Here is a 15,992-nt window from a genome sequence, read left to right as displayed (position 1 = left end):
CGGACCCGGCCTTACCGGCCGCAAACCAATGGCAAGATCGAGCGCTTCCACCGCACCCTTGCCGAGGGCTGGGCTTATGCCCGCTTCTACCCATCGGAAACGCTGCGGCGGGCGGCGTTACCGGGGTGGCTGCACTTCTACAATCACCATCGACCCCACAGCTCAACCGGCGGCAAGCCACCGGTCACCCGGCTGACCAACCTCCCCGGACATCACACCTAGCTCGGCGCGGCAGGTCAGTTTTTCCCGGCCGCCTCGTCGGTGGCGAGCCCGGCCTCGACGACGTCGAGCAGCTCGGCCAGCGCGGTCCGCTGCCCGGCGTCGAGGACCTGGAAGATCCGCCGCAGGGCGCGCTCACCCGCGGCCGCGCCCGCTTCTGCCGCGGCGGCCCCGGCCGGAGTGAGGGAGACCAGTTTGGCGCGCCGGTCGGCGGGACTGGCTGCCCGGCGCACGAGGCCGTCGCGCTCGAGTGCCTCGACGGCTTGCGTCACCGAGCGGGCGGCCAGGCCCAGCTCGCCGGCCAGGCCGGTCTGGTTGACCGGCTCGAGCCGGTCGATCGCTTGCAGCAGCTTGAGCCGGGCGAGGGACATCCCGTCGGCGCTCAGGTGCTCGTCGACGCTGCGCCGCACCCGGTAGGCCAGCTCGAGGTAGCGCAGCCCGACAGCCGATTCGCGAGACAACGAACACTCCTTGTTTGTGAGGTACCTCAGTAAAGCTAGGTTGATGAGGTACCTCAACAATACAGGGGAGTGACATGCACGTCGTCATCACCGGCGCGACCCACGGCCTGGGCCGGCTGGTCGCGCTCGACCTCGCCCGGCGTGGCGCGAGCCTGACCGTCATCGCGCGCAGCCGCGCCAAGGTCGACGACCTGCGCCGCGAAATCGGCGCGGACGCGGCCGTCACGGCCTGCCTCGCCGACCTGGCGAACCTGCAAGAAGTGCGGCAGGCCGGCGAGGAGGTCGCCGCGGGCGTCGACGTCCTGATCAACAACGCCGGCCTGCACGCGTTTTCCCAGCGGGTGACCGGCGACGGCTTCAGCGAGATGGTCGCGGTCAACTACTTCGCGCCGTGGTTGCTGACCACGACGCTGCTGCCGAAGCTGACCGCGTCCGCACGGGTGGTCACGGTCGCCTCGCAGGCGTCGCGGCATTCCGGAGGCCTCGACCCGAACCGCGACCTCACGCGCACCGACCCGTACACCCGCCGCGGATCCAGTGCCTGGTACGGCCGCACCAAGCTGATGGACATCATGTTCACGCAGGAACTGGCGCGGCGCCTCGCGGGTTCCGGTGTCACGGCCGTCTGCTGCGACCCCGGGTTCAACACCACGGGTCTCGGCCGAGAGCTGCCCTTCGCCGGCCCGCTCCACCGGATCCTCACCGCCGCCGGTGTCGGCGACCCCCGCCGCGGCGCGGCGATCATCACCCGGCTGGCGACGGAACCGGCCTTCGCGGCCGCGAACGGCGGCTATTTCTCCCGCGCGGGCAAGCCGCTCCCGTGTCCGGAGCCCGGACGCTCCACGGAAGTGCAACGGACACTGTGGACGGTCACCGAGTCCGTCCTCGCCCCGTGGACGGCCGTGAAGCGGGACGGGTAGCGCCGCCGGGGAAGCGGGTCAGGAGCGGACGCGAGCGTGAAGTGGCGAACCGGCTCGGTCTTCGGGGGTTCCGGGGACCGGGCCGATCGAGCCGCGTTCGATGAGCCTGGCCGGGAGGGGGTCGAGCGGCGCTGTCTGCACCGCTCCCTCGACCAGCGCCGCCAGCCGCGTGCCCGCCGCGTGCCCGATGTCGTACGTCGGCTGCGCCACCACGGTGATCGGGGGGCTGACCAGCCGCGCCCACGGCTGGTCGTCGTACATCAGGACCGAGACGTCTTCCGGGATCCGCCGGCCCTGCTCCTGCAGGGCGCCGACGACGGCCAGGCCGATCAGGCTGTCGGACGCGATCAGGGCCGTCGCCGGGGCGGGGCCGGCGAGGAGGTCGGCGACTGCCGCCTCGATCCGGGCTTCGCCCCGCAACCCGGACCGCAGCAGGGATCGGTCCCAGGTCAGCCCGTGGGTGGCGAAGGCGTCGACGACCCCCGCCACGCGGGCGGCCACCGGCGACGGCAGGGGAGCGGGGCTGCCCGGGTTGGGATCGTCACCGTCGGCGGTGGTGATGTAGCCGATGCGGCGGTGTCCCAGGGACAGCAGCCGGTCGGCCGCGTCCCGGGCGGCCGGCCCGATGTCGGCGACGGCGGCGTCGACGGCCAGCTGCGGCACCGCCCGGTCGAGCAGCACGAGCGGGCGGCCGGCGTCGACCACAGCCTGCAGGTGCGCGGTTTCGGTCGTCGACGCGGGGGCCACGATCAGCCCGTCGACCCGCTGGTCCATCAGCATCTCGACCGCCCGCCGTTCGGCCTCGACCCGTTCGCCGGTGTTCGCGAGCACGAGACCCAGACCGGACCGTTCGACCGCGTCGGAGATGCCCCGGGTGGCCAGGGAGAAGTAGGGGTTTTCGATGTCGCCGACGACCACGCCCACGCTGTGGGAGCGACCGGTGTTCAGGGCGCGGGCGGGCAGGTTCGGCCGGTAGTTCAGCCGGGCAGCGGCGGCCAGCACCCGTGACCGGACGGCGTCGCTCACCGCGCCGTACGCCCCGAGCGCCCGGGCCGCCTGGGCTTTGGACACCCCGGCCTCGCGGGCGACGTCGCTCACGGTGTGGTCCCGGTGCTGGTCTGGCTTCGCCAAGGTGCCCTCCTCGCTGCATTGTGCCTCGCTGCCGGGAACGCCGGCACGAGGACCCCGACGTCGGCGCTTGACGTGCGAGCGACGACGACCTAATCTCCGGAAATCCCTTTGAGACCGGTCTCAATCCACCCTACCGCACATCGTTGAGACCGGTCTCAACACGTAGAGACCCAAGGACGGGGCCCGTGTCTGCAACCCCTCGCAAGTCACTTCTGGCCGTGCTGATCGCTTTCGCCGCCGTGCTCGGGCTGGCTGCCTGCGGCAGCGGCTCATCGACCGCCGCCGGCAACCCGTACGGCCTGATCACGCCCGGACAGCTGCGCGTCGCCAGCCTCGGCGACGCCAAGCCGTACACCTTCACCGCCGCCGACGGCCAGTTCACCGGCTTCGACGTCGAACTCTTCCGCGACGTCGCCAAGCGGATGGGGGTGACCGACGTCGTGTTCACCGGCCAGGACTTCTCCGCCATCCTGCCGGGCGTGGCCAACGGCCAGTTCGACACCGGCGTCGCCGCGATCGGCATCACCGACGCGCGCCGGAAGACAGTCGACTTCAGCACCGGCTACCTGGCCGGCTACCTCACCGTGATCACGACCAAGAACTCCGGCATCACCTCGGCGGACGCGCTGGCGGGACGGCGGCTGGGCGTCGTCCAAGGCTCGCTGCAGGAGGCGTACGCGGTGAAGCACTTCCCGCGGACCGACCTCGTCCGCTTCCCCGACAACAACGCCGCCGTCTCGGCTCTCACCCGCGGCTCGGTCGACGCCCACTTCCTCGACTACGAGGCCGCCAAGTCCTACATCGCGCAGTTCGGCCTGGCCAGTGCCGCCGACATCCCCTCCTTCGACGCCCCGGCCGGTTTCGCGATCAAGAAGGGTCACACCGCCTTGAAGGACGCTCTGGACAAGGCGCTCGTCGCCGCGATGGAGGACGGCACGTGGAAGAAGCTGTACGAGAAGTGGTTCCCCGGCTCGCCGATGCCCAAGCAGTACCTGCCGGGCGGCGACCACACCGGCGTGCCGGCCGCCCGGTGAACCCGGCCGCACACCGGAAGGAGCTCCCATGGACTGGCTGAACGACCTGATCCGCACCTTCTTCGACTTCCCGGCCATGGCCGAGGTGCTGCCGCAGATGCTGACGGTCGGCCTGGTCAACACCCTGATCATCTCGGTCGCGGCGACGGCGATCGGCCTGGTCCTCGGCATGCTGTTCGCGATCATGGGCATTTCCGCGTCGCCGTGGCTGCGGATCCCGGCCCGGATCGGCACCGACCTCTTCCGCGGGCTGCCGGCAATCCTGACCATCCTGCTGATCGGCCAGGGTTTCGCCCGGCTGAGCCAGTCCGTGTTCGGCCCGTCGCCCTACCCGCTGGGGATCATCGCGCTCAGCCTGATCGCCGGCGCCTACATCGGCGAGATCTTCCGGGCCGGGATCCAGAGCGTCGACCGCGGCCAGCTCGAAGCCTGCCGGGCCCTCGGCATGAACTACGCCAAGGCGATGCGCCTGGTCGTCGTGCCGCAGGGCGTGCGGCGGGTGCTGCCCGCGCTGGTCAACCAGTTCATCGCGATCATCAAGGACTCGAGCCTGGTCTACTTCCTCGGCCTGCTGTCCGGTGAGCGCGAGCTGTTCCGGGTCGGGCAGGACTCCGCGATCCTCTCGGGCAACCTGTCCCCGCTGGTGCTGGCCGGGCTGTTCTACCTGGTCATCACTGTGCCGCTCACGCACCTGGTCAACCACTTCGACCACCGGTTCCGCACCGGTCGCCGCAAGGCCGCTCCGGTCAGCGGCCTGAAGGAACTCGACGAGCTCGACGGCAGCGCCGTCACCACCGGGAGCAAGGCATGAACCAGACGTTGTCCAAAGCGGACAGTCAATCCACGTTCCACGGCTCCAGCCTGGAACTGACGGGCCTGTCGATGGCCTACGGCAGCTTCGACGTCGTCCGGGACGTCAGCTTCGCGGTTGCGCCGGGCAGCACCACCTGCGTCATCGGCCCGTCCGGCTCCGGCAAGTCCACCCTGCTGCGCGGCATCAACCGGCTCCACGAGCCCAAAAGCGGTGAAGTGCTCCTCGCGGGCGCGCCGACCTCCGCCATGGTGCCGGAGAAGCTGAGGCAGCGGATCGGGCTGGTGTTCCAGCACTTCAACCTCTTCCCCGACCACACCGCACTCGACAACGTCGCCCTGGCGCTGTGGAAGGTCAAGGGCATGTCCCGCGCGGCGGCGCGAGAACGAGCCGCTCGCAGCCTGGCCGAAGTCGGCCTCGCCGAACGGGCCGACCATCGGCCCCGGGACCTCTCCGGCGGCCAGCAACAGCGCGTCGCCATCGCCCGGGCCCTGGCGATGGAACCCGAAGTCATGCTGTTCGACGAGGCCACCAGCGCGCTGGACCCGGAACTGGTCAAGGGCGTGCTCACCCTGATGGCCGGACTGGGCGAGCGGGGCATGACCATGGTCGTGGTCACCCACGAAATGGGCTTCGCCCGCCGGGCCGCCGATCAGGTGGTCTTCATGGACGAGGGCGAGATCGTCGAACGCGGGACCCCCGGCGACCTCTTCGAACGCCCACAGAGCCCGCGGCTGCAGCGGTTCCTCTCCGAAGTCCTCTGACCGGCCGCCATCCACCCCCGGTCGCGGAAACCGCGACCATCCTGAAAGGACTTTATCCTCCGATGCGCAGTACCCCAGCTCCCGTTGTCGTGGTCGGCGGCGGCATCCTCGGCATCTCCACCGCCCGTCACCTCGCCCGCGCCGGGGCCCTGGTCACCTTGCTCACCGAGGGCGAACTGACGAGCAACGCTTCCGGGCGGTCGCTGTCGTGGCTGAACTCCGCGGGCTCGCGCAGCGAGGAGTACCACCGGTTGCGGATCGCCGGCATCGATCGCTACCGCACGCTCGCGGCCCGGCAGCCGGGCGTGGACTGGCTGCGGTTCGACGGCGGCCTCGCGTGGCTCCCCGAAGACCGCGCCCCGGAACTGCGGCAGCAGCACGAGCACGAGCTCGCCCACGGCTACGAGAGCCACTTCCTCGCCCCTGGCGCGGTCGCGGCGGCCGTCCCCGGCGTCGATCCGGCCGCGGTGCCGCCGACCGGCGCGGTCTGGAACCCCGGCGAGGGGTGGGTGGACCTGCCCAGCCTGGCCGAGTTCCTGGTCAAGGACTTCACCGAGCACGGCGGGCACCTGGTGACCCACGCGGGTCCCGCCGAGGTGGTGACCGCGGACGGCGCGGTGACCGGCGTCCGCACCGCCGTGGGTGAGCTGCACCCCGCCCGGTCGGTCGTGCTGGCAACCGGACCCGCCGTGCCGGCGATGGCGTCCCGGCTCGGTGTCGGAGTCCCGGACGCGACACCCGTTTCCCTGCTGGTGACGACAACACCGGTGGACACGCCGCTGCGCGCGGTCCTCAACACGCCGCGGGCCTCCCTCCGGCCGGCACCGCACGGCGGCCTCGCCGTCGACGCGGACTGGACCACAGCGAGCATCCGGCCGGCCGGCGACGGCTTCGACGTCCCCGCCGAAGTCGTCGCCGAACTGCTGGCGGAGGCATCCCGGCTGCTGGCGGGCCACCCACCCCTGACGGCCGCCCACCACGCGATCGGCCCGAAGCCGATCCCCGGCGACGGCGACCCCGTCCTCGGCCGCACCGACGAGCTCGATGGTCTGTACCTCGCCTTCACCCACAGCGGCGCCACGCTCGCGCTGATCGCGGGCGAGCTGCTGACGTACGAGATCACCAGGGGCCGCCCGCACCCGATGCTGGCACCGTTCAACCCCCGCCGGTTCCGCTAGGGGCCGGGGCCGGGACGAGCGGTTGTCGTCCGGCGGCGCAGGGGCGAAGGTGACGTGGATCACGGGCGAAGGAGCTTGCCGCTGACACCGGTGTCAGGTCTTACCGTCCTCAGTGGATGGACCGGATGCCCACCGGCCCGGCGCCGAACCAGAAAGGAACCTTCGCGATGACCACCGATGAGTACGCAGCCCTGGACCTCAAGCGCTCCGGCGCCGTCACCACCGTCTCGATGAACCACCCGCCGCTGAACCTGCTGGACAGCGTTCTCGTGCCCGAGCTCAAGCGCTTCGTGCGCGAGGTCGCCGATGACCCGTCGGTGCGGGTCGTCGTCTTCGAGAGCAAGGTGCCGGACTTCTTCGCCGCTCACGTCGACGCCGGTTTCGCCTCCGACCCGGAGGGCTTCGTCGCGCTCGGCCGGCACGACAGTGGCTACGAGGGGCTCACGCCGATGCAGCACCTGGTCGCCAGTGTCCGCGCGCTGCCCCAGGTGACCATCGCCAAGCTGCGTGGTTACCTCCGTGGCGGGGGCAACGAGCTCGCACTGGCGACTGACCTGCGGTACGCCGCCGAAGGCGAAACCTGGATGGGGCAGATCGAAGGCCGCATGGGGATCATCCCCGGCGGGGGCGGCACCCAGCTGCTCGCGCGCGCGGTCGGCCGGTCCCGCGCCCTCGAAGCGGTCTTGACCGCGGACGCCTACGACACCCGCACCGCCGAGCTCTACGGCTGGATCACCCGGGCCGTGCCGTCGGACGAGCTCGACGGCTTCGTGGACACGATCGCCGCGCGCATCGCCTCCCGGTTGCCGTCGCAGATCCGCGCGGCGAAGGCCGCCATCGACCCGACGACGGCCGGCGACCGGCTCGAAGCCGACCTGCGCGTCGAGGCGGCCGCCCTGGCGCACGTCTACCCCGCGCCGCCCGAAGTGGAGGCCCGGATGATCGCGGCCCTCGACGACGGCCTGCAGAAGCCGGAGAACGAGCGCCGGCTCGAGGACTTCCTCGACCGGCACTGATCGCCCCCAACGGCCGGAGGGGTGCCGCGGGCCCCGCGGCACCCCTCTCGAACGGTGACGCGTCAGCGGGAGCGGTTGGCCCACCAGCTCTGTCCGATTTCCGATGTCCAGTTTCCGGGCACTGGCAGACGTGCCGATTCCACTGCATCCTCGCCGAACCCACTGGACCAGACAACATATGTATAACCACCCTAGGTAGAAAAAGTGGTCATCAGTACGGCGAGTCTGGTTGAGACATCATATGTCTGCTACGGTCCTGGGAGCTTGACCGTGAGGGACCCGTCGTAGCCGGACTACTGCCGCTGAGACGATTGCGGAGTCACGATGACTGCTGGAACAAGCGCCACTTCCCGAAGAACCGCCTTGAAGTACCTGGGGGCAGGCGGTGCGACGGTGGCCGCGAGCACACTGCTCGCGGCGTGCACCGGTGTCCAGGAGGCCCAGAACGGTGGGCACGCGGGCCCGTTCCCGAGCACGCCGGGGTGGCGGTTCGTGTTCGTCAACCACGTCACCACCAACTCCTTCTTCGTGCCGACCCGGTCCGGGCTCGCCGACGCCGCGGCGTTGCTCGGCGTGCCGGAACCACAGTGGACCGGCTCGGAGAACGGCAACGTCGCCCAGATGGCGAGCGCCATGGACACCGCGATCACCGGCAAGGCCGACGGGATCGCGATCGCGCTGACCGATGACAACGCGTTCGTCGAGCTCACCAAACGCGCGCTGGGCCAAGGCATCCCGGTGATCGCCTACAACGCGAGCGCAGCCGGCAACTACCCGCTCGCCTACGTCGGCCAGGACCTGTACCTCTCCGGTTTCCGGATGGGCCAGCGCATCGCGCAGAAGGTGACCTCCGGGGACATCCTGGTCGGCATCGCCCAGCCGGGCGGCAACAACGTCCAGCCCCGCCTCGACGGCATCACCGACGCGCTGAAACAGGCCGCGCCCGGCGTGCGCGTCCAGTCGGTGAACACCGGGGCCGAGCAGGCAGGCGAACTCAACGCGATGACCGCCGCGTATTCCGGGAACACGGGGGTCAAGGGGATCTACGCGGTCGACGCCGGCAGCACCGCCGCGTGCGCGAAGCTGATCGCCGACCGCAAGCTGTCCGGCAAGATCGGCGGCGGCGGGTTCGACCTGCTCGACGACACGGTCACCGGGGTGAAGAACGGCGCGCTCGACTTCACCATCGACCAGTCGCCCTACCTCCAGGGTTTCCTTTCCGTGCTGTACCTGTACTTGTTCCGGCTGTCCGGGACGCTGGTGGCCCCACCGGTCACCGACACCGGGCTCACGTTCGTCACCAAGGAGAACGTCGGGCCGTACGCTTCGGCGGACAGCAGGTTCGAAGGCGGCGCGAAGAAGGACGTCATCGCGATGCCGAGTGCGATCCCGTTGCCCCCGGCGACCACGCTGAGCCGGTAGGCGCGGCGATGTCGTTGAGACCCATGCTGCTCGGCGTGCTGCACGTCAAGGAGCTGAGCATCCTGCTGGTCACCGTGGCCGCGGGCATCTACTTCACGGTGAGCAGCGGCGCGTTCAACTCCCTGGACAACTACCAGACGATCGCCCAGTACGTGGCGCCGTGGTCGATCATCGCCGCCGGGCAGGTGATGCTCCTGATCTGCGGCGAGATCGACCTGTCCGCCGGGTTCGTCTTCACCCTCGCCCCGTTCCTGCTCACGCTGTTCTTCGTCAACGGCTGGCCGCTGTGGCTCGCGCTGCCCGGCGCGGTCGTGACGAGCACGGCGATCGGGGTGGTGAACGGGCTGATCCGGACGGTGGTGGGGATCCCGTCGTTCATCACGACCCTGGGCATGGCGTTCCTGCTGCAGGGCCTGGTGCTGATCATCTCCAACGCCCGGCCGGTCGCCGCGCCGAAGGACAGCTGGGTCGTCGACGTCTTCGGCGGGGCACCCTGGACCGAGTTCCTGTGGGCCGTCGGACTGGTCCTCGTCGTGCAGGTGGTGCTCTCGGCCACCCGGTTCGGCATCCACACGCAGGCCACCGGCGGAAACCCCGTCGGCGCCGCGGAATCGGGCATCGGGGTCAACCGGGTGAAGGTGGTCAACTTCGCGATCACCAGCACCCTGGCCGGGCTGGCCGGCATCCTGCAGGGCACCCGGGTCGGCTCCTACGACCCGACCAACGGCGGGTTCACCACGATGTTCTTCGCGGTGGCCTCGGCCGTGATCGGCGGCACCGCCCTGCTGGGCGGGTCCGGCACGGTGGCCGGCGCGTTCCTCGGCGCGCTGCTGCTGGGCATCGTGTTCGACGGCTTCAACCTGACCGGCGTCAGCGCGAACGCGTTCAACGTGGTGCTCGGCGCGGCCATCCTGCTCGCGATGGTGCTGAACGTGACGCTCATCGTGGTGCGCAAGCGCCTCGGCTCCCGGGAGCTGACATGACCGCGGAACCGGGCACCGAGGTCATCCGGGTCGAAGGGATCAGCAAGAAGTTCGGCCCGGTCACCGCCCTGGCCGACGTCAACCTCCACGTGCGCCGCGGCGAAATCCTCGGCCTCATCGGGGACAACGGCGCCGGCAAGTCCACGTTGATCAAGATCCTCACCGGCTACCACCAGCCGGACGGCGGCCGCATCCTGTTCGAGGGCGAGCCGGCCACGCTGAAGTCCGTGGTCCACGCGCGGTCCCTGGGCATCGAGACGGTGTTCCAGGACCTGGCGATGGTCGACGACCTGCCGGTGTACCTGAACCTGCACCTGAACCGTGAGCTCACCCACCGGCCTCTGCCGTTCCTGCGCCGCGCGGAGATGAAGCGCCGCGCCCGCGAAGCCCTGGACTCGATCGGCATCAACATCCCGTCGGTGACCGCCGAGGTCGGCATGCTGTCGGGCGGCCAGCGCCAGGCGATCGCGGTGGCCCGCTCGGTGTACTCGAACGCGAAACTGCTGCTGCTCGACGAGCCGCTCGCCGCGATGGGCGCCAAGGAGAGCGCGCTGATCCTGCGCTTGCTGCAGGAGCTGAAGCGCCGCGGGGACATCGCCATCATCCTCATCGCCCACAACTACGGCCAGGTGACCGACATCTGCGACCGCGTGAACCTCCTGCAGCACGGCGAGATCACGTTCGACCGCCGGTCCGAGGACACCTCGGTGGCCGAGCTCCTCGAGCTGGTGCACGCGGAATACCGCCTCAATGACGGGAACTAGCCGGCTCACGGCGGCCGAGCCGACCTGCCCGTACGCGACCTCGTGACTCCAGATGGTCGCCGTCAACCCGCGCATCCGGCCCTCAAGATACCGACATTCGGCGGTAGAGAGAAGTCCGATTCATCTGCTTGGATCCCCAAGAGCGTTTTACAACGTTGTAAAAGTGAGAGGGATCGCGCCGATGAGAAGAGCCGCTTCCGTCCTCCTCGCGCTGCTGGTGGCGCTGGGCATGGCGTCGGGAACGCCGCCCGCAGGTGCCGCCGAGCCCGTGCACGGCCTGAAGGCCGAATACTTCACCATGTCGGCGCCGGGGGCGCGGGACTTCGCCAACCTGGCCGGGACCGCACTCGACTCGGAAGTCAACCACCCCGACCTGACCTCGGTCTTCGGGCTGGTCGCCGGGCGCACGGAGAACACGACCGCCCGGTGGACCGGGCAGCTCGCCGTGCCGCAGACCGGCGACTACACCTTCTACGCCGTCGGGGACAACGGGTTCCGGCTGTTCATCGACGGCGCGCCGGTGATCGACCACTGGGTCGGCGACTGGGACACCGAGCAGACCAGCGCGCCGGTCACGCTGACCGCCGGCAAGCAGTACGACTTCAAGCTGGAGATGTTCCAGGACGTCGGCGGCGCCAACATGTTCCTGCGCTGGTCGAGTGCGGCCATCGCGAAGCAGATCGTGCCGCTGTCGGCGTTCACGCCTCCCGCCGGCTACGCGGTCGTCCCGCGCTCGGCGGAGGTGTCCCAGGACGGTCGCACCCTCACGGCCGGCTTCGACGGCCGTGTCTCGGGGACGAGCGACCTGCAAGACCACCTGCGCATCGAGGTCGACGCGACGCCGATGCCGATCTCGTTCATCACGACGACCCGCACGCGGGCCACGATCCGGCTGGCCGAGCAGGTCCTGAAGGGCCAGCGGGTCACGATCTACTACGACGGCGCGGGTGCGCTCGCGGTGAACGGCACGAAGATCGGCAAGACCGGCCGCACCGTCGCGAACGCGTCGACGGCACGGCTCCGGACGCCGTGGGGCGAGAACGTCGACACGCGCCACCCGCTGCCGGAGTACCCGCGGCCGCAGCTCGAACGCGACAAGTGGGTCAACCTCAACGGCCCGTGGGAGTTCTCGGCCGCCAGGGAAGGTCAGCAGCCGGAGTTCGGCAAGCGGCTGCCGGAGAAGGTGATCGTGCCCTACCCGATCGAGTCGCAGCTCTCCGGGCTCGATCGGCACGAGGACCACATGTTCTACCGCCGCACGGTCTCCGTCCCGCGCGACTGGAAGATCGGCGGCGGCCAGCGCCTCAAGCTCAACTTCGGCGCGGTCGACTACCAGGCCAAAGTCTGGGTGAACGGCAAGCCCGTCGCGGAGCACACCGGCGGCTACACGGCGTTCAGCGCCGACATCACCGACGCGCTCAAGCGCGGCGACGAGCAGGAGATCGTCGTCGCCGTCACCGACACGACCGGCCCGTACCAGCCCAAGGGCAAGCAGTCCGCCAACCCCGGCGGCATCTTCTACACGCCGTCGTCGGGCATCTGGCAGACGGTGTGGCTGGAACCCGTGGCGGACCAGGGCATCGACGAGATCAAGACGACGCCCGACCTCACCACCAGCTCGCTGGCCCTCACCGTCAAGTCCGCGGGCAACGCCACCGTCACGGCCGTCGCCAAGGACGCGCGCGGCCGGCCGGTCGGCACGGTCAGCGGACCGGCGAACGCGAACCTGAAGCTGGCGGTGCCGAACCCGCACCTGTGGACGCCGGACGACCCGTACCTGTACCAGCTGGAGATCAAGCTGGGCGGGGACAAGGTCAAGAGCTACTTCGGCATGCGGTCCACCGGCATCACCAACGTCGGCGGCACGCCCAAGCTGACGCTCAACGGCAAGCCGATCTTCAACCTGATGCAGCTGGACCAGGGCTTCTACCCGGACGGCCTGAACACCGCGCCGAGCGACGAGGCCCTCGTGTTCGACCTGAAGGCGCAGAAGGACCTCGGCTTCAACGCCGTCCGCAAGCACATCAAGGTCGAGCCCGCCCGCTGGTACTACCACGCCGACCGGCTCGGACTGCTGGTGTGGCAGGACTTCGTGTCCGTCGAGGACGGCAACAACTCCGCGGCGCAGCAGGCGTGGCTCAGCCAGGGCCTGGAAGAGATGCACCAGCTGCAGAACTACCCGTCCGTCTACGCCTGGATCGTGTTCAACGAGGGCTGGGGCGAGTGGGACAAGGCCGCCACCGGCCGGATCACCGACCAGGTCAAGGCCACCGACCCGAGCCGGATCGTCAACGCCCACAGCGGGGTGAACTGCTGCGCCTCCAAGGGCGACTCGGGCCGCGGCGACGTCATCGACCACCACGACTACAACAACACCGATCCGGCTCGTTCGGACGGCACGCGGGTCGCGATGGACGGTGAGCACGGTGGTTTCACGCTGCGCACGCCGGGGCACCAGTGGCCGGGTGCGCCGATCGCGATCTACAGCGGCGTGGCGGACAAGGCGGCGTTGACGGCGAAGTACGTCGACAACACCCGCACGTTCTACCTCGGGCAGGCGCGGGCCGAGCTGTCGGCGTCGGTCTACACGCAGGTCACCGACCTGGAAGGCGAGCTCAACGGGCTCTGGACCTACGACCGCAAGCGCATCAAGGTCGACCCGGGTCCGGTCCGCGAGATCAACCGGCGCGTGATCGAGGCCGGGGCCAACGCCGGTAAGCCGTACCCCTACGCGGGTAAGGGGGAGTGGAACCTCGACGAACGCGGGGGCACGACCGCGAGGGACTCGAGCGGTGGCAACAACCCGCTGACGCTCACCCCGGCCGGGGTGGTCTTCAAGGACGGCGCGCTGCAGTTCTCCGGCGGCTCCGCCGACACCTACGGCCCGGTCGTCGACACGACCGGTGACTACACGGTGTCCGCGAGGGTGCGGCTGGACGCGCTGCCCGGCAACTACGCGACCGCGGTCAGCCAGGACGGCCGGGAGCGGGAGAGCCCGTTCTACCTGCAGTACGGGCAGGGTGCGTTCGCGTTCAGCACGCCCGGTGGCAACCGGGCCCGGTATGAGGTCGTGCCGGAGATCGGCCGCTGGTACGAGCTGACGGGGGTGCGGGCCGGCAACGAGATCCGTCTCTACGTGGACGGCGTGAAGGTCGCGACGGCCCCGGCCGGGCCGGCGCTGGTCAGCACCGGCGCGTTCACGGTCGGGCGGGCCAAGTACGACGGCCGCAACGTCGACTTCTGGCCCGGCGCGGTCGACGAGGTCGGCGTGGCCGGCAAGGCGTTGACCGACGCGGAGGTCGCCCAGCGCTCCTGAGGCCGTGGCCGGTGCGGTGTGGGACTGCCGGGCACAGCGGTCCCACACCGCACGGCGCGCCCGATCAAGAGGTTTCGCGGACGGCGCGGGCGAGCAGGACGAGAGCCGACTGGGACGGCGACCCCGGTTCGCTGGTGGCGACGACGAGCGTCTGCTCGGGCGCGTGCGCGGGAGTCATGGCCTGCTGGTGGACCACGACGTCGCCGACCAGGGGGTGGCGCATGGCGTACTCGGTGGCCGTGCACGCCTTGACCCGGTGGTCGGCCCACCACACGGCGAATTCGGAGCTCTTCGTGACGAGTTCCCCGATCAACGCGTTGAGCAGCTGATCGTCACTGTGGCGGCCGGCTACCAGGCGCAGGTTGCCGACGACCGCCTTCGCCTTGACGGGCCACTGCGGATACAGGTCGCGGGTGTGCGCGTCGAGGAAGACGAGCCGGGTCATGTTGGGCCGGTCGGCGGGCCGGGCGGGCGCGTCGAAGTCGAGGTGGCCGGCGAAGAACGCGTGACCCAGCCGGTTCCACGCGAGCACGTCGGTCCGGCGCCCCAGCACGATCGCCGGGACGTCACCCAGCCCGTCGAGCAGCTGCTTCGTCGCCTCGTGCACCCGCTCGGCCGGAGGGCGTTTCACCGTCCGGCGGCGACGGGGCCGGGCGAGCGCCCGCAGGTGTTCGTGCTCGTCGGGGTCCAGGCGCAACGCCCGGGCGATGTTGTCGAGCACCTCGTCGGAGGCGTTCGCCGACTGGCCCTGCTCGAGCCGGACGTAGTAGGACGCGCTGACGCCGGCCAGGCTCGCGACCTCTTCCCGGCGCAGCCCGGGCACCCGGCGGCGCTCGCCGTAGTTCGGCAGCCCGATGTCGTCCGGGCGCACCCGCGCCCGCATCGCCTGCAGGTACTCGGCCAGCTGCCCTTGATCAGCCACCGGGCCAGTATGCGGCACGGACGGCGGTGGCAGCCTGCCCCTGCGAGGGGTGGGAAACGCCGGGTCTGGTTCGGCCCGGTGCGGCCCGGCGACGGTGGAGGCAGACCGCTCCGCCGAACCGAAAGGCCGCCATGACCGACCAGATCACCCTGGGCGAGGTCACCGTCACCCGGATCACCGAGTACTACGGCTCGGCCGAGATGACCCCCGCCGAGTTGTTCCCCGACAGCTCCGAGGCGTCCTGGCAGGACCACCGGGGCTGGCTGGCCCCGGACTTCTGGGATCCCGAGACCGGCGATTGCCGGACGGCGGTCCAGACCTGGCTGCTGCGCAGCGGCGGCCGCACGATCCTCGTCGACACCGGCGTCGGCAACCACAAGGAGCGGCCCTACTCCCCGGTCTGGAGCCACCTCGACACCGGCTTCCTCGGCAGGCTCGCCGCCGCGGGCGTGCGCCCCGAAGACGTCGACCTCGTGGTCAACACCCACCTGCACGTCGACCACGTCGGGTGGAACACCCGCCTCGACGGGCGCAGCTGGGTGCCGACCTTCCCCAACGCGACCTACCTGATGCCGCGGCGCGACTTCGACTTCTGGAACCCCGCCAACGACCACCGGCCCCGCCTCGGCCGCGGGAACCAGAACGTCTTCGAAGACAGCGTCGCCCCCGTGCACGAAGCCGGGCTGACGCAGCTGTGGGACGGCTCGCACCGCATCGACGCCAACCTGCGGCTGGACCTCGCGCCCGGGCACACGCCGGGCTCGTCCGTGCTGCACCTGGAGTCCGGCGGCGAGCGCGCGCTGTTCGTCGGCGACCTCGTGCACACCGCCCTGCAGATCGCCGAGCCGGAGACCAATTCCTGCTTCTGCGAAGACCCCGCCGCCGCGCGCGTCACCCGCCGGAACCTGCTCGGCCAGGCCGCCGAAACCGGCGCGCTCGTGTTGCCCGCCCACTTCGGCGGCCACGGCGCCGCCCGGGTGGAACGCGACGGCACCCGGTTCGCCATCGCGGACTGGGCCGGCTTCTCCCGCAGCGCCTGACCCGGAAGGAA

At 70.4% G+C, this 15,992-nt stretch carries 15 protein-coding genes; 12 read left to right on the top strand and 3 right to left on the bottom strand.

What is annotated here, in order from left to right; genetic code table 11:
- Positions 1 to 222 (top strand): integrase core domain-containing protein (locus tag AB0M93_RS39775; protein WP_364284376.1); only part of this gene is annotated, 222 nt, incomplete at its 5' end.
- Between the two features lie 14 nt (positions 223 to 236).
- On the opposite strand, the gene AB0M93_RS39770 is transcribed toward AB0M93_RS39775, so the two are convergent.
- Complete coding sequence (locus AB0M93_RS39770) at positions 237 to 680, bottom strand: MarR family transcriptional regulator (protein ID WP_364284373.1); 444 nt, start codon at positions 678 to 680, stop codon at positions 237 to 239.
- Positions 681 to 754: 74 nt separating this feature from the next.
- Here AB0M93_RS39770 and AB0M93_RS39765 point away from each other — a divergent pair, with 74 nt between their 5' ends.
- Complete coding sequence (locus tag AB0M93_RS39765; RefSeq protein ID WP_364284371.1) at positions 755 to 1,600, top strand: SDR family NAD(P)-dependent oxidoreductase; 846 nt, start codon at positions 755 to 757, stop codon at positions 1,598 to 1,600.
- Positions 1,601 to 1,618: 18 nt separating this feature from the next.
- Here the strand turns inward: AB0M93_RS39765 and AB0M93_RS39760 are convergent, their stop codons facing one another.
- A complete protein-coding gene (locus AB0M93_RS39760) occupies positions 1,619 to 2,731 on the bottom strand; it encodes a LacI family DNA-binding transcriptional regulator (protein WP_364284368.1) in 1,113 nt (370 codons plus the stop codon).
- A gap of 185 nt (positions 2,732 to 2,916) precedes the next feature.
- Between AB0M93_RS39760 and AB0M93_RS39755 the strand changes: the two genes are divergently transcribed.
- The 9 genes from AB0M93_RS39755 to AB0M93_RS39715 all read left to right on the top strand — a co-directional run bounded on the left by AB0M93_RS39755 (position 2,917) and on the right by AB0M93_RS39715 (position 14,019).
- A complete protein-coding gene (locus AB0M93_RS39755) occupies positions 2,917 to 3,765 on the top strand; it encodes an ABC transporter substrate-binding protein (RefSeq protein WP_364284365.1) in 849 nt (282 codons plus the stop codon).
- 28 nt (positions 3,766 to 3,793) lie between these two features.
- Positions 3,794 to 4,576, top strand: coding sequence for an amino acid ABC transporter permease (locus tag AB0M93_RS39750; protein ID WP_364284362.1), 783 nt, complete (start codon positions 3,794 to 3,796; stop codon positions 4,574 to 4,576).
- Positions 4,573 to 5,340 carry an amino acid ABC transporter ATP-binding protein gene (locus tag AB0M93_RS39745; protein WP_364284359.1) on the top strand — a complete coding sequence of 256 codons (768 nt, stop codon included), beginning with the start codon at positions 4,573 to 4,575 and terminating at the stop codon, positions 5,338 to 5,340. The genes AB0M93_RS39750 and AB0M93_RS39745 overlap by 4 nt, the downstream gene beginning before the upstream one ends.
- A gap of 62 nt (positions 5,341 to 5,402) precedes the next feature.
- A complete protein-coding gene (locus AB0M93_RS39740) occupies positions 5,403 to 6,518 on the top strand; it encodes an FAD-binding oxidoreductase (RefSeq protein ID WP_364284357.1) in 1,116 nt (371 codons plus the stop codon).
- Between the two features lie 167 nt (positions 6,519 to 6,685).
- Positions 6,686 to 7,534, top strand: coding sequence for an enoyl-CoA hydratase/isomerase family protein (locus tag AB0M93_RS39735; RefSeq protein WP_364284354.1), 849 nt, complete (start codon positions 6,686 to 6,688; stop codon positions 7,532 to 7,534).
- A gap of 393 nt (positions 7,535 to 7,927) precedes the next feature.
- Positions 7,928 to 8,956, top strand: a complete 1,029-nt coding sequence (locus tag AB0M93_RS39730; protein WP_364284351.1) for a sugar ABC transporter substrate-binding protein — start codon at positions 7,928 to 7,930, stop codon at positions 8,954 to 8,956.
- Positions 8,957 to 8,964: 8 nt separating this feature from the next.
- Positions 8,965 to 9,939 carry an ABC transporter permease gene (locus AB0M93_RS39725; protein WP_364284349.1) on the top strand — a complete coding sequence of 325 codons (975 nt, stop codon included), beginning with the start codon at positions 8,965 to 8,967 and terminating at the stop codon, positions 9,937 to 9,939.
- Positions 9,936 to 10,703: an ATP-binding cassette domain-containing protein gene (locus AB0M93_RS39720; RefSeq protein ID WP_364284346.1), complete on the top strand. Its 768-nt coding sequence runs from the start codon at positions 9,936 to 9,938 to the stop codon at positions 10,701 to 10,703. Before AB0M93_RS39725 ends, AB0M93_RS39720 begins: the two co-directional genes overlap by 4 nt.
- Positions 10,704 to 10,884: 181 nt before the next feature.
- Complete coding sequence (locus AB0M93_RS39715; RefSeq protein ID WP_364284343.1) at positions 10,885 to 14,019, top strand: PA14 domain-containing protein; 3,135 nt, start codon at positions 10,885 to 10,887, stop codon at positions 14,017 to 14,019.
- A 64-nt stretch (positions 14,020 to 14,083) separates the two neighbouring features.
- Here AB0M93_RS39715 and AB0M93_RS39710 read toward each other — a convergent pair whose 3' ends face one another.
- Positions 14,084 to 14,941: a helix-turn-helix transcriptional regulator gene (locus AB0M93_RS39710; RefSeq protein ID WP_364284340.1), complete on the bottom strand. Its 858-nt coding sequence runs from the start codon at positions 14,939 to 14,941 to the stop codon at positions 14,084 to 14,086.
- A gap of 131 nt (positions 14,942 to 15,072) precedes the next feature.
- Here AB0M93_RS39710 and AB0M93_RS39705 point away from each other — a divergent pair, with 131 nt between their 5' ends.
- Positions 15,073 to 15,981: an MBL fold metallo-hydrolase gene (locus AB0M93_RS39705; RefSeq protein ID WP_364284337.1), complete on the top strand. Its 909-nt coding sequence runs from the start codon at positions 15,073 to 15,075 to the stop codon at positions 15,979 to 15,981.
- The last annotated feature ends 11 nt before the right edge of the window (positions 15,982 to 15,992 follow it).

Origin of the sequence: Amycolatopsis sp. NPDC051102, assembly GCF_040682815.1 — a bacterium.
Lineage (GTDB): Bacteria > Actinomycetota > Actinomycetes > Mycobacteriales > Pseudonocardiaceae > Amycolatopsis.
Note: the sequence above shows the minus strand (reverse complement) of the source record. Positions and strands in the feature narration are given on the sequence as shown.

Bases quoted from the DNA above. Each gene is read 5' to 3' on its own strand.
- AB0M93_RS39740 (WP_364284357.1), top strand. From the start codon at position 5,403: ATGCGCAGTACCCCAGCTCCCGTTGTCGTGGTCGGCGGCGGCATCCTC.
- AB0M93_RS39735 (WP_364284354.1), top strand. From the start codon at position 6,686: ATGACCACCGATGAGTACGCAGCCCTGGACCTCAAGCGCTCCGGCGCC.
- AB0M93_RS39765 (WP_364284371.1), top strand. From the start codon at position 755: ATGCACGTCGTCATCACCGGCGCGACCCACGGCCTGGGCCGGCTGGTC.
- AB0M93_RS39720 (WP_364284346.1), top strand. From the start codon at position 9,936: ATGACCGCGGAACCGGGCACCGAGGTCATCCGGGTCGAAGGGATCAGC.
- AB0M93_RS39745 (WP_364284359.1), top strand. From the start codon at position 4,573: ATGAACCAGACGTTGTCCAAAGCGGACAGTCAATCCACGTTCCACGGC.
- AB0M93_RS39725 (WP_364284349.1), top strand. From the start codon at position 8,965: ATGTCGTTGAGACCCATGCTGCTCGGCGTGCTGCACGTCAAGGAGCTG.
- AB0M93_RS39750 (WP_364284362.1), top strand. From the start codon at position 3,794: ATGGACTGGCTGAACGACCTGATCCGCACCTTCTTCGACTTCCCGGCC.
- AB0M93_RS39715 (WP_364284343.1), top strand. From the start codon at position 10,885: ATGAGAAGAGCCGCTTCCGTCCTCCTCGCGCTGCTGGTGGCGCTGGGC.
- AB0M93_RS39705 (WP_364284337.1), top strand. From the start codon at position 15,073: ATGACCGACCAGATCACCCTGGGCGAGGTCACCGTCACCCGGATCACC.